The sequence below is a fragment of the Achromobacter sp. JUb104 genome (genome assembly GCF_024806975.1).
In the GTDB taxonomy this organism is placed as follows: Bacteria; Pseudomonadota; Gammaproteobacteria; order Burkholderiales; family Burkholderiaceae_B; genus Achromobacter; species Achromobacter spanius.
In genome coordinates this window covers 337,696-360,475 of the sequence record NZ_JANUEY010000002.1, presented here as the reverse complement: position 1 = coordinate 360,475, position 22,780 = coordinate 337,696, and the positions used below count along the sequence as shown (strand labels likewise).

Below are 22,780 nucleotides of genomic sequence, written 5' to 3'. Positions count from 1 at the left end.
TGTTAGTTAATTCCTGCGATCAGATTGTTCGACGTGGACGTGCACGTGGCGGAGTCCACACCGGCCATCTTGGACATCGTGCTGCCCAAGACGAAATCAAACATGGCGGGAGGCGCCGACGAATACTTGACGACCGGGTTGCGTTCGCTGCGCTTGGTCAGCTCGGCATAAACCTCGGGGGTCAGGGCCGTAGGCGAAGCCTTGGCTTCCTTGACCCAGTTGTCGAACCCTTCTTGCGACGTCGCGATGGCCTTGAAGCGCATGCCGGAGAAACCGGCGCCGCTGTAGTTGGCCGAGATACCGGCGTAGGTGCCGGCTTCGCGCGCATTCAGGTGCAACTTCGTTTCCATGCCGGCCATCGAGTAGATCTGGCTGCCCAGTTGCGGAATGAAGAACGAATTCATGACCGAGGCCGACGTGATCCGGAAGTTGACCGGAACGTCCACGGGGAACGCGATCTCGTTGACCGTGGCGATGTCGTATTCGGGGTAGATGAACAGCCACTTCCAATCCAGCGACACCACCTCGATGGTGACGGGCTTGTGTTCGGAAACGAGCGGCTTGTAGGGATCCAGCGCGTGCGTGGAGCGCCAGGTGATCACGGCAAGAATCGCCACGATGATACAAGGAACGGTCCAGACCACGACTTCAATCGCCGTGGAGTGGGCCCACTTGGGCTGGTAGTCAGCTTTGGTATTGGATGCGCGATATTTCCACGCAAACGCCACGATCATGAACAGTACCGGAATCACAACGATGAGCATCAGCCCCGTCGCCGTGAACAGCAAAGTCTTTTCCTGGGCGCCAATGTCTCCCTTGGGAGAGAGAATTTCCATGTTGCAGCCGCCAAGCAGCATGACCGCGCCGACGCCAAAAATGCGCGTTAGGGTCGCAAGGAGGGGGTGTTTCACGTACAGCCTTGGATGGAGGGTTGGAAATGCTGCGTAGCAGCGGGGCGAAATGCTGCCAAGCAGCAACGTCCATCCTATCGGCTTGATATCCGTCAAGCATGCGACACATGGTCGCATTGCCTGGGAGGAATCAGCCCCCAGAGGGGCAGATTCAGGGTTTTCCTAGGGGGGCAGTTGCCCCGGAGGAGATATAGGGGGTGCGACGTTATGTCGCACCCGCACAATGGGGTGTTGTAAAGATGTGTCGCACCCGCACAAATCAGTCGACGATCACTTCGCGTTCCGGCCCCGGTTTCTTGGCCAGCTTGCGCTGGAGCGACCGCCGATGCATGCCCAGAAGGCGCGCCGCCGCCGAAACATTACCGCCGGTTTCGTGCAGGGCCTGATGAATGTGCTCCCATTCTAGGCGGTGCAACGGCGTCATGGTCGTTTCGATGGTAACGGATTCTGGCTTCACCAAACCCAGCGTGCGCAGGATCATCGGCGCGGTGGCCGGCTTGGGCAGGTAGTCGTCCGCGCCGCGCTTGATGGCTTCGACGGCGGTGGCCACGCTGGCGTAACCGGTGACCAGCAGGATCCGCATGTCCGCGCGCAGGGCGCGCAAGGGGCGGATCAGCGTCAGGCCGGAGTCTTCACCCAGGCGCAGGTCCACCAGGGCAAACGCCGGACGGATTTCCTCGGCCACGCGCAGCGCTTCGGCGATGCCCGTGGCGGTTCGGGTTTCCAGGCCGCGACGCGACAGGCTGCGCTGCAAGGTGCGCACATACAGTTCGTCGTCGTCGATCAACAGGCCAAGGTCGGTAGGGTTCATCACAATCAAGTTCCGGGGTTGCCCAGGGGCAGGTAAAAGCGGATGCGGGTGCCTCCCCCAACGGCGGCGGTCATGGTCATTTCACCGCCTAGCTGTTCCACGGTGGCATGCGACAGCGCCAGGCCCACGCCCAGCCCGCCCGGCTTGCCGCTGTTGAACAGGCTGGTCACGGGCAGCAGGGTCTGGTCGGGGTCGAAGCCTCGCCCGTAGTCCCGCACTTCACCGCGCAAAGCGCCGTAGCCATATTCCAGATGCAGGTCCACGCGCGGTGTTTCAGCGGCTTCGCCGGCGTCCGCCGCGTTGTTCAACAGGGCCTGCAACAAGTGGGCGATCGCCGGGTCCACCCGCAGGCTGGGAGGCAAGGCGCCCGAGCGTTGCAGGTCGATAGTCGGACGGATCAAGCGCCACTGGCCCACCACACGCACCAGGTCCACGGCGGTTGGGACCGCCAGATTGCGAATGCGTTCCCGGCACAGGGCCAGCAATTGGCTCAGGGTGGACACATCTTCGCGCAGGTCTTCGTCCTTGACCTCGGCGGCGATCTCGTCGGCCAGCAAGGTCATGGTGGCCAGCGGGGTGTTCAGTTCATGCGCCATCGCGGCGGCGTGGGTGGCCAGCGCGACGATGCCTTCATTGCGGGTGAAGCGTTCGCGCAGGCGGGCCAGTTCGCGCTCGCGGGCGCGCAGGTCAGACGCCAGGCGGGTGGAAAACACCAGCACCACGACTACCGAAATCAGGAAATTGGCGCCCAGGCCCCACAGCAGCAGGGTGTGCGTGTCCACGTCGCCGCGCAAGGGTTGGCCGAAGATGCCCGCCGCCGCGTAGCCGCAAATACCGGCCAGCGCCGCCGCCAGCGCCCAATTGCGCGGCAGCGCCAGGGCCGCCAGCGCGGTCAGGATCAAAAACATCATGCCGAACGGATTGCTGATGCCGCCGCTCCAGCCAATCATCCAGGACAAGGCGGCCATGTCCACCAACAGATGGCCGAACGCGGTGGCGTGGGACAGGTCGCGGGGATGGCGCAGCCGTAGGCTGGCATAGGCGTTGAAGCCGATGAGCACGCCCACGCCGATCCACAGGGGCTCAAGCGGCAGGGCAAGGCCCAGTACGCTGCTGGCCAGCAGGATGGTGGCGGCTTGGCCGGCGATGGCGAGCCAGCGCAGGCTGCAAAGGGTACGCAGGAATGAAAAAGCGGAACTACCGGGCATATCCAGACACAGAGTTGCCGGCGGCCCGCCGGCGGGTCAAGCGCCCGGCGGCGCGGAACGCAGGCATCCGGCGCGCGGCGCAAGTGGCCGGCTGCCGTCGGGCCTTGAGGTGAGGCGCCGACGGTGGACGTGCAGGCATTGTATGGCGATTCAGCGCGACACGCTGGCGGCGTGGGGTCGTGTGCGTCCCCGATTTTTGTCGCCGCCAATCGCGTTCCAGTTGAATGCCCTCTATATATAGAGCGCGTCAGTGGCCGTGACCATGGGCCGCTGCGGGCGCGGCGCCGGCCTTGGCGTTCAGCGCGCGCGCTTCAGCCGTGACCGGCACCCGGTGCTGTTGCTGCTTGGCGTCTTCGACGATCAACGTCAGTTGCACGTGGTCGCCCGGGGTGATCTGGCGGGCCAGGTCGATCAGCATGACGTGATAGCCGCCCGGCTTCAGATCCACGGCCTGACCGGCGGGCAAGTCGACGGCAGGCACTTCACGCATTTTCATGACGTTGTCCTGCATCGCCATTTCGTGGACTTCCACATGCTTGGCGGCGTCGGACTCCACGGCCACCAGGCGGCCCGCGTCCGGCGAGGTCAGGCGCATGAACACACCGGTGGCGTGTTGGTTGGGAACCGTGGCGCGGACCCAGGCGTCTTCCACCTTCAGCGGGGCATCGGCAGCGAGGGAGGGGGATGCAAAGCCTGCCAGCACGGACAGGGACAGGGCGGTGGCAAACGTGCGCAGCGAGAAGTTCTTCATGATGGGGTGTCTGTATTTATTTGGATGTGTAGGGATATGGGGATAGGGCATCCACAGGAAGGCCCGGCCGAGGTCGGCGGTCGGCGCGCAGCGTTACAGCACGGTGCGCAGGTCTTCCACGCATTCGGCGGCGGTCTGCGCGTGGCGCAGCGCCAGGCGTAACTTGCCCTGGGCGTCGATCACGTAGGTCAGCGCGGTGTGGTCCATGGTGTAGGACGAGCCGGTGGGAACCTTCTGATAGAACACCTTGAAGGACTGGGCGGCGGCGCGGGTTTGTTCCGCCGTGCCGCGCAGGCCCACGAAGCCGGGGTCGAAGGCCTCGGTGTAGGCGCTGAGGATTTCCGGCGTGTCGCGCTCGGGGTCCACGGTGATGAACAGCACGCGCAGCTTGTCGGCATCGGCGCCCAGCAGGTCCTTCATTTCCAGGGCGCGGGTCAGCGCCGTGGGGCAGATGTCGGGGCATTGGGTAAAGCCGAAGAACAGCAGGATGGGGTGGCCACGGTAGTCGGCCAGGGTGCGCGCTTGACCGGTTTTGTCCTGCAGTTGGAAATCGCCCGTGGGCATGCCGGACAAGTCCATGCCGTGCAGCTTGGGGGCGTCGGGGCCGCAGCCGGTCAGGGCCAGCAGGGCCAGGGAAGACAACAGCAGGCGGCGCCGGGGATCGGGCGCGTGGGAAGGGGCGGCGCCAACGGGCGCGCGCAATGAAATAGAGCGCGGGAAACGCATGAAAACCTCTTGGGTTGACGTGGCTAAGCGCGCGGCCGGGCCGCGCGGGCAGTCGGAGTCAAGCCAAGAAGGGCGGGGCGCGTGAACCCAGCGGCGGGCCGTGGGAGGCCAGCGGGGGCAGGGCGCGATACGTGGCCGCGGGCGGCGCGGGCCGGCCAACGGGCAACAGAATGGGGGTGACGGTGGGTGTAGGCGCCGGCGCCACATGCGCCAACAATCCGAAGGGACATTGCGCGCCGGTTTCGGCGGCATCGTGTGGGGTCGGGCCGCCTGGGGCGCGCTTGTCCAGCACCAGATCCAGCGTGGACAATTCGCCGGCGGCCGAGCAGAAGGTGACTTCCAACCGGCCCTCATGCAGCGCGTTGGCATCCGGCATGTAGCCGGTGGGCACCAGTGCGCGGAGCGCCAAGGCCAAAAGCGCCAGCCACAACACGCCCCGGGCGCGCACGGCGCTCCTGAAGCGGAAGAGGCGGGTGAATTCGGACATAGCGGCATTCTAGTCGAAGCCCGGCGCGGGCCTGCGCGGCCCGCAGCGCGGCCAAGCACGGCTTGGCACGGCAAGACCTGGCGCACTGCACGGCCCAGTGCAATGCGCGGCCCGGCGCTCAGCATGGCCCGGCGCGGCACCGGCCACGCAAAAATCTTGGTACCCTTCTTGCTAGCCGGCTGGCTGTCCCGCTTGCGAACCGGCTTGCTCGCGCTTGCTATTGTTTAACGCGCGTACGTTGATTTCTGCGTGTCTAGCGGGTGTTTGCCGTTCTTGCTCGTTCCTATCCGATCGTTCAGCCCCAACCATTGCCTACCTCTGTGCCTCAAGTTTCAGTGCTTTCCCTGTCCGTCCCGACCGTGTACGTGCCTGTTCTCGCAACGTCCTCGACGGCGCGGTCCCGTCCGACGCGGACTCGGGCGCGCTTGTGGATGGGCCTTTGCATCGTGGTCCTGGCTTTGCTGCTGTCGGCGTGCGGCACCACCAAGGTCCAGCCTGGCTACTACCGGGTGCAGTCGGGCGACACGCTGACGCAGATCGCGCGCAAGCAGGGCACCTCCGTCAGCAACCTGGTGCGCTGGAATCGCCTGTCGAATTCGAACACGATCGAAGTGGGGCAGATGCTGCGGGTGGAACCGCCCGCCGGACAGGCCCGCACCTCCACGCCCAGCAAGTCGGCATCAAAACCCGCCGGCTCGTCGCGCGCATCCGCATCGTCCGGCAAGCGCCGCACGGCGCCTCCCGGAGCGATCTCGCTGGTATGGCCGGCACAGGGCAAGGTCACGCGCGGATATGACGGCGGCGGCTCCAACGGCATCGTTATTTCCAACAGCTCGGGCACGCCGGTGGTCGCCTCCGCCAGCGGCACCGTGGCCTATTCCGGCAGCGGCCTGCGCGGTTATGGCCATCTGGTGATCGTCAAGCACAACGCAAGCTTTCTAAGTATCTACGCGCACAACCGCAAGCTGCTGGTCAAGGAAGGCCAGAGCGTAAAACAAGGCCAGAAAATCGCCGAAATGGGCAACAGCGACAGCAAGCAGGTAGGCCTGTACTTCGAGCTCCGCTACAACGGCCAAGCGGTAGATCCGGCAGGGAATTTGCCGCCACGATGATGCATGGCGGGTCGATGGGATAGTCCGGCTGTAGGATGGGTGCAGCGCGGCAGGCTGTGGCCAGGAACACGACATTGAATCGCGCGAAACCCATCATGCGACGATGGCGTTTTTCACCACCGCGGCCATCACGCAGGTTTTTTTGTAGGGCGGGTCAACGTTCACGGCCGTTTGATGGGTTTCGCGCGAACGGCAATGGTGTTCTTGGGCCGAGTCGTTCGCGCTGCACCCATCCTACGACGGACGAGCGGTTGATCCTACCGGTAGGATGGGTGCAGCGCGGCAGGCTGTGGCCAGGAACACGACATTGAATCGCGCGAAACCCATCATGCAACGATGGCGTTCTTCACCACTGCGGCCATCACGCAGGTTTTTGTAGGGCGGGTCAACGTTCCCCGCCGGTTGATGGGTTTCGCGCGAACGGCAATGGTGTTCTTGGGCAGGGTCCGTTCGCGCTGCACCCATCCTACGACGGGCGAGCGGTTGATCCTACCGGTAGGATGGGTGCAGCGCGGCAGGTTGTGGCCAAGAACGCGACCATGGATCGCGCGAAACCCATCATGCAACGATGGCGTTTTTCACAACCGCGGCCATCACGCAGGTTTTTTGTAGGGCGGTTCAACGTTCACGGCCGTTTGATGGGTTTCGCGCGAACGGCAATGGTGTTCTTGGGCAGGGTCGTTCGCGCTGCACCCATCCTACGAGGGATTATCTTGTGTCAGCGTTGAAATGAACGCCGCCGTCCGTTGATCCTTCGGCCGGGAAAACAGCGTGCGGGAATCGCCGGATTCGACCACCACGCCATCCAATATAAATACCACCTCACGTGACACGTTGGCGGCCAGGCGCAGGTCGTGCGTGGCCATCAGCATGGTCATGCCTTCGGAAGCCAACTGACGCAGCACATCCACCACTTCGGCCGCCAGGCCCGGGTCCAGCGCGGACGTGGGTTCGTCGCACAGCAGCACGCGCGGCGCCGGCGCTAGCGCGCGTGCGATCGCCACGCGCTGTTGTTGTCCGCCAGACAGGTTGGCGGGCCAGGCGTCGGCCTTTTCGGACATGCCCACCTTCTTCAGCAATTCTTCCGCACGCGCGCGGGCCCGGTCCAGCGACCACTTCTGCACGGTCAGCAGGCCTTCCATGACGTTGCCGATCACCGTCTGGTGCGGGAACAACTGAAAATTCTGGAACACCATGCCCGTCTGCCTGCGCACGCGCTGCACCTGTTCCCGCGTCAGCTTCTTGCCGGGTTCGAAGTCGATGCTTTCCGGGCCGATGGCAAGCGTGCCTCGGTCGGGTACTTCCAGCAGGTTCACACAGCGCAGCAGCGTGCTCTTGCCGCTGCCGGACGGGCCGATCAGCGCGGTGACGCTGCCTTCGGCGATGCTCACGTCCACCTGCTTGAGCACCAGATTGCCGCCAAACGCCTTTTCGATTTTCTGCAGCCGTATCATCGGGTCTTCTCGGAAAACACCGCGTGCTGGCCAAAGCGCCGTTCCAGGCGCACTTGCGCGGCGGACAACACGGAACTGAACACCAGGTAGATCAGCGCGGCTTCGGTATAGAGGATAAGCGGTTCATACGTGACCGCCGCGATGCGCTGCGCCGCCTGGAAGATCTCGGGCACCGTCAGCACCGCCGCCAGCGACGTGTCCTTGACCAGCGCAATGAACGAGTTCGACAGCGGCGGCACCGCCACGCGGGCGGCTTGCGGCAGGATCGTGCGGCGCAACGCCTGACCGCGCGTCATGCTCAGCGAGTAGGCGGCTTCCCATTGGCCCTTGGTGATGGATTCGATGGCGCCACGTATGACTTCGGAGTTGTAGGCGCCCACGTTCAGCGTGAAGCCGATCAGCGCGGCGGGCAAGGGATCCAGCACGATGCCCACGCTGGGCAGGCCGTAGAAAATCACGAACAACTGCACCAGCAGCGGCGTGCCCCGGATCAGCCACACATAGAAGCGCACCAGCGCCACCAGCGGCGCCGGCCCGAACAACCGGATCAGCGCCACCACGAACGCCAGCGCCAGGCCCAGCGCGAACGACATCAATGTCAGCGGCACGGTGAACACCAGGCCGGCGTGCAGCAGCGGCCAGAACGAATCGGCCATCAACTGTACCCAGGCCGGCACGGTCCATGACCCGATCTGCGCCAACAGCCAATCGGGGATGACGGCCTGGAGCCAGGTAGGTAGCGTCATGTGCGTGTCCGCGGCTTACTGCGCCGACAAGTCCGTGCCGAAGTATTTGACCGAAATGGTCTTGTAGGTGCCGTCGGCCTTGATGTCCGCCAGCGCCTTGTTGATGGCGGCTTGCAGTTCGGGGTTGCCCTTGCGGATCAGCACGCCCGAGTTGCTGAATTCAGCGGTCTTGTCGGTGGCGGCGATCTTCACCTTGGCGTTCGGCTTTTGCTTCTTGAAGTCCAGGAACGACAGGTTGTCGTTGACCGTAGCTTCCACGCGGCCCGAGGTCAAGAGGTCAATGGCTTCGTTAAAGCCCTGCACCGCCACCACTTCCGCGCCATGGCTTTGCGCCAGCTTGCCGAAATTGCTGGTCAGCGTGTTGGCCGACTTCTTGCCCTTCAGGTCGGCGAACGACTTGATGCTGGTGTTGTCGTCGCGCACGATCAGCACGGCGGCCGACGAGATGTACGGATCAGAAAAGTCGTATTTTTGTTTGCGCGCGTCGGTGATGCCCACCTGATTGATCACCGCGTCGTAACGCTTGGCGTCCAGGCCGGCGATGAGGCCGTCCCACTTACCTTCCACGAACTGCGCTTTGACGCCCAGGCGTTCGGCAATGGCACGCCCAATCTCTACATCAAAACCGGTAAGCTGCCCCGATGCGTCGTGGAAGGTGAAGGGGGCGTAGGTGCCTTCGGTGCCAATCTTGAAGGTGCCCGCGGACTTGATCTGGTCCAACCCGGATTGGGCATGGGCGGCGCCCAGGGCGGTGGCCTGGATCAGGCCGGCGATGAACAACGAGCGTAAGAGTTTCATGGCAATGCTCCGGAAGATCGGTGTCATTTTGGAGGGCACCGTGATGCACGGGGCCCCCGTCATAGCCGCACTCTAGCAACGCGCCTATTTTTCCACAAAGCATAAGGAATAGTAAAAATATAGCTTCCAGTCATTAACAAGTTCCCGATCGGCATGAGACGCTTCGGGCGCAGACAGCGAAATCGCAGGTGAACTTCAAGTAAACGGCAAGCAAAGGGAGATGGGTTTGGAACAGCAATGGAACAGGCGGACCTTCATGGCGGCCGCCGCGGGCGCGGCGGCATTGGCGGGCGGCATGCCCGCCCAAGCCAATGGTTCGCGGCTGCTGCCCGGAGGCGGCAGCATCACCCAGGTTGCGGGCCTGCGCGTGGGGCACTACACCGACACGCGCCGCCCCACCGGCTGCACGGTCATCATTGCCGAAGCGGGCGCGATTGGCGGCGTGGACGTGCGCGGCGCCGCGCCCGGCACCCGTGAAACCGACCTGCTCAACCCCGTCAACATGGTGGAAAAAGTGCATGCCATCGTGCTGTCGGGCGGCAGCGCGTTCGGGCTGGACGCCGCCAGCGGCGTGATGCGTTACCTGGAGGAAAAAAAGATCGGCTTTGACGTGGGCGTGGCGCACGTGCCCATCGTGCCGTCGGCCATCCTGTTTGATCTGGGCGTGGGCGATGCGTCGATCCGCCCGGACGCGGCAGCGGGCTACCAGGCGTGCAAAACGGCGTCGACCGATGCGCCTGAAGAAGGCAACGTCGGGGCGGGCGCGGGCGCCACCGTGGGCAAGCTGTACGGACCCAAGCGCGCCATGAAGGGCGGCATCGGCAGCGCATCTCTGACGGTGGCGGGCGTGACGGTGGGCGCCATTGTGGCCGTCAACGCGGTGGGCGACGTGCTGGACCCGGCCACCGGCCGCATCCTGGCCGGCGCGCGCACGGCGGACGGCAAGCAGTTTCTGGATACGCGCGCGGCCATCCTGGCCGGCGACCTGCCCCGATCGATGCGCGCGGGCACGGCCACCACCATCGGTGTGGTGGCCACCGACGCCACGCTGACCAAGGCGCAGGCGCAGAAAATCGCGGGCATGGCGCACGACGGGCTGGCCCGCAGCATCAACCCCATCCACACCATGCTGGACGGCGACACCATTTTTGCGCTGGGCACCGGCACGTCCGGCAAGCCGGGCAACGTCATGCTGCTGGGCGTGATGGCGGCCGAAGCCATGGCCATCGCGGTGCAGCGCGCCATCCTGGCGGCGCGCGCGGTGGAAGGTTTTCCCGCCGCGGTGGATTTCATCGCCTGAGCTCCGGGCGCGCCCGCCGGTGACGTCAACGTGTCACACGGCGGGCCCATGATGGCCAGGGCCGGCATGGCACCGGCGCGCTGGGAGGACACATGTACGAAGGCGAACGATTCAATGGCGCCACGCATCTGGCGGGCCTGGCGATGGCCGTGGCCGCGTCCGGCGCGCTGATCGCGCGCGCGGCGGAACTGAAAGTGGATACGCGGCAGATCATCAGTTGCGCCGTGTTCGCGGCATCGATGATTGCGGTGTACGCCTCGTCGGTGCTGTATCACTGCACGCGCGGCCGCTACAAGGCGCGCTGGGCCAAGGCCGACCACTGCGCCATCTACCTGTTGATTGCGGGGACCTACACACCGCTGGCCTTCGGGCCCGTGGACCACGCCTGGAGCGCGGCCATGGGCGTGGCGATATGGCTGCTGGCGGCCATCGGCATCAGCCGTGAACTGTGGTGGGCGCGCGGTGCGGCGCCAGCCCTGCCGCTGTATCTGGCCATGGGGTGGCTGGGGGTGATATTCGCCGCCCCGATCGCGGGCGCCTTGTCGTCGGCGGGCCTGACCTGGTTACTGGCGGGCGCGGCCGCGTACACGGTGGGCACGCTGTTCTATGTGAAAGACCAGCGCTGGCGGCATGCCCACGGCATCTGGCATCTGTTCGTGATGGCGGGCTCGGCCTGCCACTTTGTCACGGTATTCGGATTTCTACGATTCGGGGCGGCTTAGCGCCACGCCGTCAGCGGCAGCATGCCGCCCCGGTCTTTCACTTTGCGCATGACGATATGCGAACACAGATCGCGCACCCCCGCGATCTTGCTCAGCTTGTCTTCGACAAACTGCGAGAACGCCGCCAGGTTGCGGGTGCGCACCGACAAGATGTAGTTCGACGCCCCGGTCACGATGCTGGCTTCGGTGATTTCGTCGTGCGCCGCGATGCCGGCCAGAAAGGCCTCGTGCCACCCCGGGCGGGACTGGTCCAGCGACACGTGGACGATGGCTTCCAATTCAAACCCCAGCTTGTCGGCGTCCAGCACCGCCCGGTAGTTGCGGATGAACCCGGCTTCTTCCAGCGCCCGCACGCGGCGCAGGCAGGCCGATGGCGACAGCGCCACCTGCTCGGCCAGGTCCTGGTTGCTGATCTGGCTGTTCTCTTGCAGGCGGACCAGGATGCGCTGATCGGTGGCGTCTAGCTGCATGGTGCAATCCAATTCTAAAAATGGAAATTTGGCGCAATTGAATGCGGAATCCTAGGGTAAGCCACGCCTGGTTTTGCAATTTTCAGGCCCCATGGCGCTGCTATCCTGTTTGCAGCATATTGCCCGAAGGAGCACCGCATGACTACCCGCGAAGACTGCGTCGCCGCAGACCGGAAAGACCCCCTGGCCCCCCTGAAAGACCGCTTCGAGCTGCCACCCGGCGTGCTCTACATGGACGGCAATTCGCTGGGCGTGATGCCCAAGGGTGCCGCCGCCCGCGCCGCCGGCGTCATCACGCAGGAATGGGGCACCGACCTGATCCGTAGCTGGAACACGGCCGGCTGGTTCGAATTGCCCGCGCGCCTGGGCAACAAGCTGGGCAGCCTGCTGGGCGCGCGCGACGGCGAAATGGTGGTCACCGACACCACCTCGCTGAACATCTTCAAGGCGCTGGCCGCCGCGCTGCGCATTCAGCAGCAACAGCAGCCGGCACGCCGCGTCATCCTGTCCGAACGCGACAACTTCCCCACCGATCTCTACATGGTGCAGGGCATGATCGACCTGCTGCAGCAGGGCTACGAGATGCGCCTGATCGACGACGAGCTGCCGCTGGACAAGGCGCTGGACGACTCGGTTGCCGTCATGCTGCTGTCGCACGTCAACTATCGCAGCGGCCAGATGCACGACATGGCTTCAGTGACGGCGCTGGCGCACGAGCGCGGCGCGCTCACCATCTGGGACCTGGCGCACGCGGCCGGCGCGGTGCCCGTGGACCTGAACGGCGCCAACGCCGACTTCGCCGTGGGCTGCACCTATAAGTACTTGAACGGCGGCCCCGGCTCGCCGGCTTTCATCTGGGTGGCCCCGCGCCACACGAAGGACTTCTGGCAGCCGCTGTCCGGCTGGTGGGGCCACACGCGGCCGTTCGACATGGCCGTGGCCTACGAGCCGGCCGGCGGCATCCGCCGCTACCTGTGCGGCACCCAGCCCATCGTGTCCTTGTCGCTGGTGGAATGCGGGCTGGACGTGGCGCAAGCCGCCGACATGGCGCAGGTGCGTGCGAAGTCGCTGGCGCTGGGCGACCTGTTCATCAAGCTGGTCGAGGAACGTTGCGCGGACCACCCGCTGACGCTTGTCACGCCGCGCACGCATGCCGAACGCGGCAGCCACGTGAGCTTCTTGCATCCCAATGGCTACGAGGTCATGCAGGCGCTGATCGCGCGCGGCCTGATCGGCGATTACCGCGAGCCCGAAGTGCTGCGATTTGGCCTGACGCCGCTGTACTTCGGCCATGCCGACGTCTGGGACGCCGTGGACATCCTGAAAGACGTGCTGGACACGCGCGCCTGGGACAAGCCGGAATACAAGCAACGCTCGACCGTGACCTGAACGCCAAAGAGCGTGGCCCCATCTCGCGGGGCCGAACCGGCATCACCACCATAAAGCGAGCGCACTGGAGGAGGGGGCAATGCAGGAGGAGACAATGAAAAAACCACAAGGATTCGGCCAGATCGCCGAACGCGAACAGGGGCTCAAGCGACGCTTGACCTCGGGCCAGATGAGCATGATCGCCATCGGCGGGGCCATCGGCACGGGCCTGTTTCTGGGCAGTAAATTCGCCATCGGCTTTGCCGGGCCCAGCGTCATCATCAGCTACGCCATTGGCGGGCTGATCACGCTCTTGCTGATGGGCTGCCTGGCGGAAATGACGGTGGCGCATTCCACGTCCGGGTCCTTCGGCGCCTATGCCGAACACTACATCGGCCCCCTGGCCGGCTTTCTGGTGCGCTATGCGTACTGGTCGTGCGTGGTGCTGGCGGTGGGCACCGAGGTCACCGCCGTGGCCGAGTACATGCATTTCTGGTTCCCCGATGTGCCGGGGTGGCTATGGGTGTGCGTGTTCTCGGGGGCGCTGATCCTGGTGAACGCGATGAGCGTCAAGGCGTTCGGCACCATCGAATACTGGTTCTCTACCGTGAAGATCACCGCCATCGTGGCCTTCATCATCCTGGGCGCGTATGTTGTGTGGGGCAACCCGCAGTACGGCGTGGCGCAATACACGGCGCACGGCGGCTTCTTTCCGAATGGGCTGTGGGGCATGTGGATTGCCGTGGTGATCTCGATCTTCAGCTACCTTAGCGTCGAGATGATCGCGGTGGCCGCAGGCGAGGCCGAAGACCCCGAGCGCGCCGTGAAGAAAGCGTTTCGCGCCACCATCGTGCGGCTGGTCGTGTTCTACCTGCTGACCTTGGCGTTGATATTGGCGATCGTGCCCTGGAACGAAGCCGGCAAGGAAGGTAGCCCCTTTGTGAAGGTGATGCTGGCGCTGGACATCCCGGGCGCGGCGGGCGTCATCAACTTCATCGTGCTGGTGGCGGCCTTGTCGGCCATGAACAGCCAGCTTTACATCACCACGCGCATGATGTTCAGCCTGTCGCGCGCGGGTCATGCGCCGGCCTTGTTCGGCCGCCTGACCAAAAGCGGCACGCCGCTGAATGCGCTGCTGCTGTCCACCAGCGGCATCGCCATCGCCGTGGTGCTGAAGGTGATGTACCCCGACACGGCCTTCACCTTGATGATGGCCATCTCGATGTTCGGCGCGCTGTTCACCTGGATGATGATCTTCGTGACGCACTACTTTTTTCGCCGCCGCTGGGCACGCGAAGGCGGTGGCGCGCTGTCGTTCCGCATGCCCGGCTTTCCGGTGCTGACGTTGCTGGGCGCGGTGGCGATGCTGGCGATTTTGATCACCACTTACTTCACCAACGTGTTCCAGATGACCTTGGTGTTCGGCGTGCCGTTCCTGCTGATCCTGGCCGCGCTGTATGCGGTGCTGTTCAAGAAGCGCGGCGAAGCCGTGGTGCTTCAAGCCCGCCAGCAGCGCGGTTGATCAGCGGCCTGGGCCGGATCAAAGGGCATGCGCGGCCACGGTGTCGGCGGGTTCCGCCACCGTGGCCGGTTCGCGTGCCGGCGCAAAGACTCGCAGGCGGTGGCCGTCGGGGTCCAGCGCCACGAAGGTGCGGCCGAAATCCATGTTGGTGGGCGCTTGCAGAATCGGCAGGCCACGCAGGCTCCAGTCCAGGTGGCGCTGGTTGAGCGCGTCGGCATCCGCCACGCAGAACGCCAGTTCAGACGCGCCGCCCCGGCCCGCCGCGGCGGGCTCCACCGTGTAGCGCGACCACAGGCCCAGCTTCAAGCCGGAGTCCAGCACGAAGAGCGCAAACGTAGGCGAGCTTTCAACCGGCGGACGTTGCAGCAGGGCGCTGTAGAACGCCGCGCTGGTCTGCGGCTTTTCAACGTAGAAGATGACGAGATTGGTGTCGGCTGGGTTTGTGCGAGACATGACGCGCTCCTGGGTGAGGGATGCACGCATCTTAGGCAAGGGTACTGTCAGTTTTTGGCAGTAGTGTGCGTCGGCAGTTCAGCCTTCAGCACTTCGGTATTCAGCAATCCTGCGACTCCTGCGCGATGGCGCGCCACTCCTTCAGCAGCACGTGGCGGCGGCGGGGATAGCGCTCGCCGGGTGTCAGCGTGGCGATGCGGTCGGTGCGGAAATGGCGGAAGTCCTGCCGCAGCTCGCACCAGGCCATGACGATGCGCACGCTGTCGAAAAAGCCCAGGGCAAACGGCCATATCACCCGGTCGGAATCCGACCCCTTGTCGTCGCGGTAGCTGATGTGCAGGGCGTGTTCCGTGCGTATCGCCTGGCGGATCAGCGCCACGTCCACCCGGTCCACCACCGCGATGGCGCTGGGCGCCACCAAGAGCGGAATGGCGTCCAATTCATCGCGCAGTTCCTGCGGCAACACGGCGCCGATCTTGGCCAGCGCGTTGCGCGCCGCCATGCCCAGGCGCTCGTCCGAACGCCCCGCGACCCAGCGCGTGCCCAGCACCAGCGCCTCGATTTCTTCGGTGCTGAACATCAGCGGCGGCAGCATGAAGCCGGGACGCAGCACGTAGCCCACGCCCGGCTCGCCTTCGATTTCCGCGCCCTGGCATTGCAACGTCGCGATGTCGCGGTACAGCGTGCGCAGGCTGACGCCCATTTCGGCGGCAAGCCGATGCCCGCTGACGGGCAGGCGGTGGCGGCGCAGGGTCTGGAGCAGGTCCAGAAGTCGTTCGGTGCGGGACATGGGGAAAGGGCGCGTGGCGGGAATGGCGTAATGCTGCCACGGAATGGCAGCAGTCGGCAGCCCGTTCCTTGCCCAATTCCACTTGGCCCGCACCGGGGCCAAGCAGGCGTTCAGGCGCCGATCTTCTTGCCCGTGGCCACGTCAATCACCGAGCCGTCTTCCAGGCTGACGCGATAGATCTCGCGCACGACGTTGCCGGCAAAGCCGATTTCGACAATGGAAACGTCCTTGAACGTGGTGTTGATGCCGTCGGGCAGCACCGCGTTGAACTTGGCGGATTCCTGCTTCATGGCGTCCTGCAAGCGGGTGTCGTAGCGCGCCATGCTGTAGACCAGCGTGGTGTGCGGGTTGTGGGCGCGCAGTTCCTTGCCGTCTTGCATCACATTGACGCCGCTGACGCCCATGGTCTTGACCAGCGTGCGGCCGGCGTCGCTCATCTTGGCGTAGACGGGGCCGGTCACGCGCGGCAAGGGGCCGTCGCGCAAGGGCGCCAGGGCGGCGGTGGCCACGGTGTTGTAGCGCATCATGTCTTCGAAACCCTGGCCGCTCTTGACGACGCCCAGGTCCAGCCACCAGGGGTGCCCGGCGTCCTTGGCGGCTTCGGTCGGGTAGAAGGTTTTCAGCGTGACCTGCAAGGGCGCGGGCGGCTTGGGCAGCGCCTTCAGCATGCGGGCGGGCGTGGCGGGGTCGGCGCTGTGGATATGCACCACCGTCACGTGCGGCAGGTTGGGCGTGTCGGCCTCGGTCTTCAGGCCCAGCGCCAGCAGGTCCTGCTTCAAGACGCCATTCACCTTGGCGTCCAGCACGGCGTTGACCTCTTGCGGCAGGCGGTACACCACGCCGTAAGTGGCCTTGTGGCTGCGGAACTCGGGCTTGTCCAGCGCGCTGTTGTCGATGGCGTCGGCGGCGTGGGTGGCGAACGGGGCAGCGAACGAGGTGGCGAACAGGCCGAGGGCGGCCAGGTGCAATGCGCGTTTGATCATGGGGAATCCCTTATCGTTGTTGAGGTGACCCGCGAGAGTCATCCCCAGTGTGTCCGCCACGGATGTACGGCGTATTGCACCAAACGAAAGAATTCCGATACCAGCCTCTGTCCGGCCGATGGCAGGCTAGGCCAGGAACGCCACGCCCACCACGACGATGCCCAGCACCAGGTTCACGCCCACCCAGCGGCGCATGCCGGCCATGGCCTGACCTCCCTTGGGCCAGTCCGACGCGGCCACCGCAAGCGCCAGGCGCTTGTACAACGCAAAGCGGATATGGCCAAAGATGGCCATCATCACCAGCCCGCCAGTGGCCATCAGCGTCCAACTGCGCGGCATGAAGAATTCGCCGCCGGTCTGCGCCGCCAGGCTGCCTGCCTGCCCGATCATCCACGCGCCCGTCAGCAGGATCAGCACGATCGCCACCAGCACCGCGTTCAGAAAGGGCCGCAGCACCGAGGCCATCAGCGTCAGGCGCGTCTTGGGTTCCAACTGCGCGGCCGCCGGCCGCAGGAAACAGTGCGCGAACAGCATGCCGCCCACCCACAGAATCACGGCGATCACGTGGATGAATTTCAAGACGCTATAGATCATGGAGCCAGCCCGGTCGGTAAGGGGGCCGCGGGGCGCGGCCGGTCTGTCCGCATGATATCTCCGCCGCCGTGTTTCGCTTGGACTTGACCGGAAACCTGGTTTTGCAATTAGAATGAGATTGATTGTTATTTGTGTTTTAGCGTACTGGGAGCCCGTCGTGCCGAACCCCGTGCTCGCTTCAGGCGACACCGTCCAATGTCTGTACCGCAGCCACCACGGGTGGCTGCAAAATTGGTTGCGCGCGAAGCTGGGCAACACCTTCGACGCCGCCGACCTGGCCCAGGACACCTTCGTGCGTGTGCTGCGCCATCGCCACGATCTGGACGCGCTGCGTGAACCGCGCGCCTATCTCACCACCATCGCCAAGCGCCTGCTGCTGAATCATCATCGGCGCCGCTCGGTCGAAAACGCCTATCTGGAAGCACTGGCGCTGATGCCCGAACAGATTGCGCCGCCCGCCGAGCAGCGCCTGATCATTCTGGAAACGCTACAGGAAATTGATGAAATGCTGGCCGGGCTATCGCTGCCCGCGCGCCAGGCTTTCCTGATGGCGCAGTTGGAAGACCTGAGCCATGGAGAAATCGCCCAGCGGCTCAACGTGTCGCTGCGCACCGTGCACCGCTATATCGCCCGAGGGTTCGAGCAATGCATCATGGCGGTGAGTTGAACGGCGTGGGCGGCGAACTGCCCGCCGTCGAACGCAATGTGGCGCGCGAAGCCGCGCGCTGGTTGCTGCGCTTGAGCTCGGGCCGCGCCACGGATGCCGACGTACACGCTTGCGATCAGTGGCGGGCCAGCAAGGCCGAACACGAACACGCCTGGCAACGCGCGCAACGGGTCAATGAACGCTTTGGACTGATCCCGTCGGCGCTGGGCATGGCCACCTTGAACCGGCCCGAACTGTCATCGCGCCGCGCGGCCTTGAAGACCTTGGTGGCACTGGTGGTGGCGGGGCCGGTGGGCTGGGCGGCGTGGCGCGCCGACCCCATGAATTGGACGGCCGACTACCGCAGCGGCGCCGGCGAGCGGCGCGACGTGGTGCTGGCCGACGGGTCCACCCTGCAACTGAACACCGCCAGCGCGGTGGACGTGGCCTTCGATGCCACCACGCGCCTGCTGCGGCTGCGCGCCGGCGAAATCGCCGTGCATGTTGTGGCTGACTCGGTGGCGTATCCCGTGCGCAATTCAGCGGCTAGCTCCGCTGTCGATTCCGTGGCCGATTCGGCGGCAGCTCCCCATGCACAACCGCGCCCCTTCGTCGTCCGCACCCGCCTGGGCGATATCGAAGCGCCGCCTTCGCGCTTTTGTGTGCGGCAGGACGGCGTGCAATGCCAGGTCAGCGTGCAGGAAGGCCGTGTGCGTGTCAGCCGGGGCGGGCAAATCCTGAACCTGACGGCGGGCCAGCAGGGCAGCCTGAGCGATGCCGGCTTGTCCCACCCATCACCCGCCGATCCGCACGCCGGCGACTGGATGCGCGGCGTGCTGCACGCCAGCCAGTTGCGCCTGGATGCCTTCGCCGTGGAACTTGGCCGGTATCGCCCGGGCGTGCTGCGCTGCGATCCCGAAGTCGCGCATCTGCGCATATCCGGCGCCTTCCAACTGAACGACACCGACGCCGTGCTTGCCGCCTTGCCCGCGACCCTGCCGGTGCAAGTGCGCTACCGCACCCCCTATTGGGTGACCATCGGTCCGCGCGCGTCGTCAGCGTGAATGAGTCTCTGTTACAAAATACCCGCGCGCGAGCTGTCCGATTTCAAAATCACGCGGGTCATGGTCTGTATAGGCAAACGAATGCCGATACCCGTTGGATCGAAAGGACGACCATGGCTTATCTTCCCGCCGGCCGCGCAAGCGGCTCCCGACCCGCGCAAGCTGCGCATCGCGTCACTCACCTGACTTGCGCCGTGCATGCCGCGTTGGCGTTTGCCGCCGTGTCCGCCGCGACGCTGCCGCTGGCCGCCGCCCAGGCACAATCCACGCAAGCCAGCGCCAGCGCCGCGCGCAGCTATCGCATTCCGGCGGGCACGCTGGCCGAGGCGTTGCCGCGCTTTGCCGACAGCGCGGGCGTGACGGTGTTGTTCGATGGCGCGCTGGTGGGCCAACGCCGCACATCGGGCCTGGCGGGCACCTACTCCGTGGCGGACGGCTTCGCGCAATTGCTGGAGGGCAGTGGCCTGGCCGTGCAGGAACGTAGCGCGGGCGTCTTCGTGCTGCGCGCCGCCCCGCAGCCCGGCGTAACGCAACTGGCGCCCGTCAAGGTGGAAGGCGAGGGCGCATTGATCACGCCCGCCTGGGAAACCAGCACCGACCGTCAGCGCATGGACGACTTGCAGATCAAGAACTGGAGCGACCTGGGCAAGCGCGCCGAAGCCGGTGTGAGCTTCAACCGAACCACCAACAGCATCAACATTCGTGGCCTGGACCAAGACCGCGTGCTGACCCGCGTGGACGGCATCCGGTTGCCGTGGCTGGATGACGGCGCGCGCGGCGTGAAGGGCGGCCTGGAAGCCGTGGACTTCAACAGCCTGTCGCGGTTGGACATCGTGCGCGGCGCGGACGCCACCGGCGGCGGTTCCGGCGCCATCTCGGGCATTGCCGACCTGCGCACGCTGGACCCGTCCGACCTGCTCACCGACGGCAAGACCCTCGGCGCGCTGGCCAAGACCGATTACGATTCCGCCGATTCAAGCTGGGGCGCCAACGCGGCGCTGGCGGGGCAGATCCACAGCAATACCTTCTGGCTGGTGCAGGCCGGCGTGCGCAACGGCCACGCGCTGGACAACCGGGGCGACGTGGGCGGCTATGGTCCTCAGCGCAGCGAACCCAGCCCCGAAAACTATGACCAGCGCAGCTTCCTGCTGAAGCTGCAACAACGCGTGGAAGGCGGCCACCGCTTCGGCCTGACGGGCGAAACCTTCAAGCGCAATGCCGACATCGACAACATGTTCGAGCAGGGCGCGGGCACCAGCTACCTGTACGGCGAAAACAGCACCAAGAAAGAAACCGAGCGCGAGCGCGTGTCGTTCGACTATTCCTACCAGGCGCCCAGCGCGGGCGGCCTGATCGACACGGCCACCGCCATCGTCTACTGGCAGCGCGTGCGGCTGGACAATTCCTTGGACGGCGTGCGCAGTGTGGATTCGCGCGCCCGCATCATTCCCGGCGACCCGTTCCGCTACGGCTTTCCCAGCGGTCCCTACGGGCGCAGCAACTCCATCCAGCAGACGCTGTTCGGCGTGAACGGCGAACTGACCAAGCGCTTCGCCGGCACGTCCGTGTCGCAACTGTGGACGGTGGGCGGCGAATGGTATGGCAACAAGACCGAGCAGAATTCCAGCGGCTACGACAATTGCCCGACCATCCGCCCCGGCCTGCCGGCGCCGTTCGGCCCGCGTGCCTGCGACATGCTGCACACCAACCAGGCCGACGTGCCGCAGTCCAAGGGTGACCAATGGGCGCTGTGGGTGCAAGACGAGTTCAGCTTCGCCGACGGCCGCTACACCGTCATGCCGGCCCTGCGCTACGACCACTACGAACAAAAGCCGCAGTCCACCGACAGCTACGACAGCAATCCCAACGCGGGCGCGCTGCCGCCGTCCAACAGCGGCAGCCGCTTCTCGCCCAAGCTGCTCGCCACGTGGAAGGCGATGGACGAACTGAGCGTCTACGCCCAGTACGCCTACGGCTTCAAGGCGCCCAGCGCCAGCCAGCTCTACACCAACTATGGCGGCCCCGGCACCTATCTGCGCGTGGGCAATCCGTACCTGAAACCCGAGACCAGCAAGGGCTGGGAACTTGGCGCCAAGATCGGGTCTGATGCGCTTGGCGGTGCGGTATCGTTCTTCGATAACCGCTATCAGAACTTCATTGATAGCAATCAGCCGCTGGACCCCAATTCGCCGCAATGGCAGGCGGGCTGGGCGGGGCAATATCCGCTGGGAATCACGGGCAACGTCAACCGCGCCAAGGTGCGCATCTATGGCGCCGAGGCCAGCGCGCACTGGAAGTTCTCGCCGGGTTGGCGCACCTGGGGTTCGCTGGCGTGGGCCGTGGGCAAGGATGAAGGCACCGGGCAATACCTGAATTCGGTGGCGCCGCTGAAGGCCATTCTGGGCGTCGGCTATGGCCGCGATGTGTGGGGCGTGGACGCCATGCTCACCACCGCGCTCAAGCGCGACAAGGTTGAATACCCGGATGCATCGGCCACCACGCCCAATGCCGATTTTCAAGCGCCGGGCTATGGTGTGGTGGACTTGATGGGGTATTGGCGGCCCACCGCCGTGAAGGGGCTGCAAGTGCAGGCAGGCGTGTTCAACCTGTTCGACAAGAAGTATTGGGAAGCCATCAACGTGCCGACCGCGGGTTCGCTCGCCCTGCCGCGCACGGTGGATTGGTACACGGAACCGGGACGCAGCGTGCGCGTGTCGCTGACGTACCAGTATTGATCTCGCGCCGCCGCCGGCATTGGTCCGGCGGCGGCAGTTTGCATATCGAAGCGCAAGCAACACCCAAGGCTGGAGGCCTACGATGACGAATCAAGATTTCAACACCCGCGCCGAAGCACTGCGCGCCCGCAACGAAACGCTGGCCGCGTCGCAGCCGGGCCTGCGCGCCCGCAACCTGGCGCAGGCGTTGGGCGTATCCGAGGCGGAGTGGATCGCCGCGGGCTGTGGCGGCGTGAGGTCCACCGCGCTGCACGGCACCCCGCAAGACATCTTCCGCGAACTGGGCACGCTGGGCGAAGTAATGGCGCTGACGCGCAACGACTGGTGCGTGCACGAGCGCCACGGCGCGTATCTGGATATCCAGGCCGACGGCCCCGTGGGCCTGGTGCTGGGGCCCGACATTGACCTGCGCGTGTTCTTCACCGCGTGGAAATCCGCTTGGGCGGTTGAGCAGGACGGCCGCCACAGCCTGCAATTCTTCGACGGCGCCGGCGTGGCGGTGCACAAGGTCTACCGCACCGAGGCCACCAATGCCGCTGCCTACGACGCGCTGGTGGAAAAGTTCGCGGGCGACGCGCAATGGCCCACCACCGAAGCCTATGCGCCCGCCACGGATGCGGACGAGGTCGATGACGCGGCAAGCTGGCGCGAGGCCTGGCTGGGCATGAAGGACACGCACGAATTCTTCCCGCTGCTGCGCAAGTTCAAGGTGTCGCGCCTGGCGGCGTTGGCGGCGGCCGGTGAAGACCTGGCGCAGCCCGTGCCGGCGGAATCCGTTGAACGCATGTTGCAGTCGGCGGCGGAATCGGGCCTGTCCATCATGTGCTTCGTGGGCAATCGCGGCATGATCCAGATCCACACCGGCCCCGTCCAGCAACTGCGCCGCACCGGCCCTTGGTACAACGTGCTGGACCCGAAGTTCAACCTGCATCTGGACACCACCGCCATCGCATCGGCCTGGGTGGTGAACAAGCCCACGTCCGACGGCTGGGTGACCTCGCTTGAGGTGTACGCCGCCACGGGCGACCTGATCGTGCAGTTCTTTGGCGAGCGCAAACCCGGCAAGCCGGAACTGACGGGCTGGCGCGAATTGATGGTGGGCCTGTGCGGCGCGCCGCTGGCGGTTTGA

General features: G+C 65.3%; 23 protein-coding genes. 9 read left to right on the top strand and 14 right to left on the bottom strand.

The window, feature by feature from the left end:
* Positions 1-2: 2 nt before the first annotated feature.
* The 6 genes from cyoA to M2361_RS13600 form a co-directional block, all read right to left on the bottom strand.
* Entirely contained in the window at positions 3-911 is a 909-nt protein-coding gene (gene cyoA / locus M2361_RS13625) for a ubiquinol oxidase subunit II (RefSeq protein ID WP_259249735.1), read from the bottom strand.
* A 259-nt stretch (positions 912-1,170) separates the two neighbouring features.
* A complete protein-coding gene (locus M2361_RS13620; protein ID WP_100854729.1) occupies positions 1,171-1,722 on the bottom strand; it encodes a response regulator transcription factor in 552 nt (183 codons plus the stop codon).
* Between the two features lie 5 nt (positions 1,723-1,727).
* Entirely contained in the window at positions 1,728-2,930 is a 1,203-nt protein-coding gene (locus tag M2361_RS13615; protein WP_259249732.1) for an ATP-binding protein, read from the bottom strand.
* Positions 2,931-3,177: 247 nt separating this feature from the next.
* Complete coding sequence (locus M2361_RS13610) at positions 3,178-3,681, bottom strand: copper chaperone PCu(A)C (protein ID WP_259249731.1); 504 nt, start codon at positions 3,679-3,681, stop codon at positions 3,178-3,180.
* 93 nt (positions 3,682-3,774) lie between these two features.
* Entirely contained in the window at positions 3,775-4,407 is a 633-nt protein-coding gene (locus M2361_RS13605; protein ID WP_259249729.1) for an SCO family protein, read from the bottom strand.
* Between the two features lie 58 nt (positions 4,408-4,465).
* Positions 4,466-4,894: a DUF2946 family protein gene (locus M2361_RS13600; RefSeq protein WP_259249728.1), complete on the bottom strand. Its 429-nt coding sequence runs from the start codon at positions 4,892-4,894 to the stop codon at positions 4,466-4,468.
* Positions 4,895-5,325: 431 nt separating this feature from the next.
* Here M2361_RS13600 and M2361_RS13595 point away from each other — a divergent pair, with 431 nt between their 5' ends.
* The gene (locus tag M2361_RS13595; protein WP_100857626.1) at positions 5,326-6,006 is read left to right on the top strand and encodes a peptidoglycan DD-metalloendopeptidase family protein; all 681 of its coding nucleotides are present in this window, start codon (positions 5,326-5,328) and stop codon (positions 6,004-6,006) included.
* Between the two features lie 698 nt (positions 6,007-6,704).
* Here the strand turns inward: M2361_RS13595 and M2361_RS13590 are convergent.
* The 3 genes from M2361_RS13590 to M2361_RS13580 form a co-directional block, all read right to left on the bottom strand.
* Complete coding sequence (locus tag M2361_RS13590) at positions 6,705-7,460, bottom strand: amino acid ABC transporter ATP-binding protein (protein ID WP_259249723.1); 756 nt, start codon at positions 7,458-7,460, stop codon at positions 6,705-6,707.
* Positions 7,457-8,137 carry an ABC transporter permease subunit gene (locus M2361_RS13585; protein WP_039884473.1) on the bottom strand — a complete coding sequence of 227 codons (681 nt, stop codon included), beginning with the start codon at positions 8,135-8,137 and terminating at the stop codon, positions 7,457-7,459. Before M2361_RS13585 ends, M2361_RS13590 begins: the two co-directional genes overlap by 4 nt.
* 84 nt (positions 8,138-8,221) lie before the next feature.
* Complete coding sequence (locus M2361_RS13580; RefSeq protein ID WP_100857627.1) at positions 8,222-9,004, bottom strand: amino acid ABC transporter substrate-binding protein; 783 nt, start codon at positions 9,002-9,004, stop codon at positions 8,222-8,224.
* Between the two features lie 256 nt (positions 9,005-9,260).
* Between M2361_RS13580 and M2361_RS13575 the strand changes: the two genes are divergently transcribed.
* Entirely contained in the window at positions 9,261-10,304 is a 1,044-nt protein-coding gene (locus M2361_RS13575) for a P1 family peptidase (protein ID WP_259249718.1), read from the top strand.
* 92 nt (positions 10,305-10,396) lie between these two features.
* Positions 10,397-11,026 (top strand): hemolysin III family protein, encoded by a 630-nt coding sequence (locus M2361_RS13570; RefSeq protein ID WP_259249716.1) that lies wholly within the window; start codon positions 10,397-10,399, stop codon positions 11,024-11,026.
* Here M2361_RS13570 and M2361_RS13565 read toward each other — a convergent pair.
* Entirely contained in the window at positions 11,023-11,496 is a 474-nt protein-coding gene (locus M2361_RS13565; RefSeq protein ID WP_259249713.1) for an Lrp/AsnC family transcriptional regulator, read from the bottom strand. The genes M2361_RS13570 and M2361_RS13565 overlap by 4 nt on opposite strands.
* Positions 11,497-11,634: 138 nt before the next feature.
* Here M2361_RS13565 and kynU point away from each other — a divergent pair, with 138 nt between their 5' ends.
* Positions 11,635-12,885: a kynureninase gene (kynU, locus tag M2361_RS13560; RefSeq protein WP_259249712.1), complete on the top strand. Its 1,251-nt coding sequence runs from the start codon at positions 11,635-11,637 to the stop codon at positions 12,883-12,885.
* 94 nt (positions 12,886-12,979) lie between these two features.
* Complete coding sequence (locus M2361_RS13555; RefSeq protein WP_259249711.1) at positions 12,980-14,386, top strand: amino acid permease; 1,407 nt, start codon at positions 12,980-12,982, stop codon at positions 14,384-14,386.
* 18 nt (positions 14,387-14,404) lie between these two features.
* Here M2361_RS13555 and M2361_RS13550 read toward each other — a convergent pair whose 3' ends face one another.
* From M2361_RS13550 to M2361_RS13535, 4 genes are all read right to left on the bottom strand, one after another.
* Positions 14,405-14,839 carry a VOC family protein gene (locus tag M2361_RS13550; protein WP_259249709.1) on the bottom strand — a complete coding sequence of 145 codons (435 nt, stop codon included), beginning with the start codon at positions 14,837-14,839 and terminating at the stop codon, positions 14,405-14,407.
* A 100-nt stretch (positions 14,840-14,939) separates the two neighbouring features.
* Entirely contained in the window at positions 14,940-15,629 is a 690-nt protein-coding gene (locus M2361_RS13545) for a YafY family protein (RefSeq protein WP_259249707.1), read from the bottom strand.
* A gap of 110 nt (positions 15,630-15,739) precedes the next feature.
* Entirely contained in the window at positions 15,740-16,612 is an 873-nt protein-coding gene (locus M2361_RS13540; protein ID WP_259249705.1) for a hypothetical protein, read from the bottom strand.
* A 126-nt stretch (positions 16,613-16,738) separates the two neighbouring features.
* The gene (locus M2361_RS13535) at positions 16,739-17,206 is read right to left on the bottom strand and encodes a CopD family protein (protein WP_259249703.1); all 468 of its coding nucleotides are present in this window, start codon (positions 17,204-17,206) and stop codon (positions 16,739-16,741) included.
* A 157-nt stretch (positions 17,207-17,363) separates the two neighbouring features.
* On the opposite strand from M2361_RS13535, the gene M2361_RS13530 reads away from it, so the two are divergent.
* The 4 genes from M2361_RS13530 to M2361_RS13515 all read left to right on the top strand — a co-directional run bounded on the left by M2361_RS13530 (position 17,364) and on the right by M2361_RS13515 (position 22,780).
* Positions 17,364-17,873, top strand: a complete 510-nt coding sequence (locus M2361_RS13530; protein WP_050450060.1) for a sigma-70 family RNA polymerase sigma factor — start codon at positions 17,364-17,366, stop codon at positions 17,871-17,873.
* Positions 17,852-18,916, top strand: coding sequence for a FecR domain-containing protein (locus M2361_RS13525; protein WP_259249700.1), 1,065 nt, complete (start codon positions 17,852-17,854; stop codon positions 18,914-18,916). Before M2361_RS13530 ends, M2361_RS13525 begins: the two co-directional genes overlap by 22 nt.
* A 113-nt stretch (positions 18,917-19,029) precedes the next feature.
* A complete protein-coding gene (locus M2361_RS13520) occupies positions 19,030-21,651 on the top strand; it encodes a TonB-dependent receptor (RefSeq protein ID WP_259249699.1) in 2,622 nt (873 codons plus the stop codon).
* Positions 21,652-21,733: 82 nt separating this feature from the next.
* Entirely contained in the window at positions 21,734-22,780 is a 1,047-nt protein-coding gene (locus M2361_RS13515; protein ID WP_259249697.1) for a hemin-degrading factor, read from the top strand.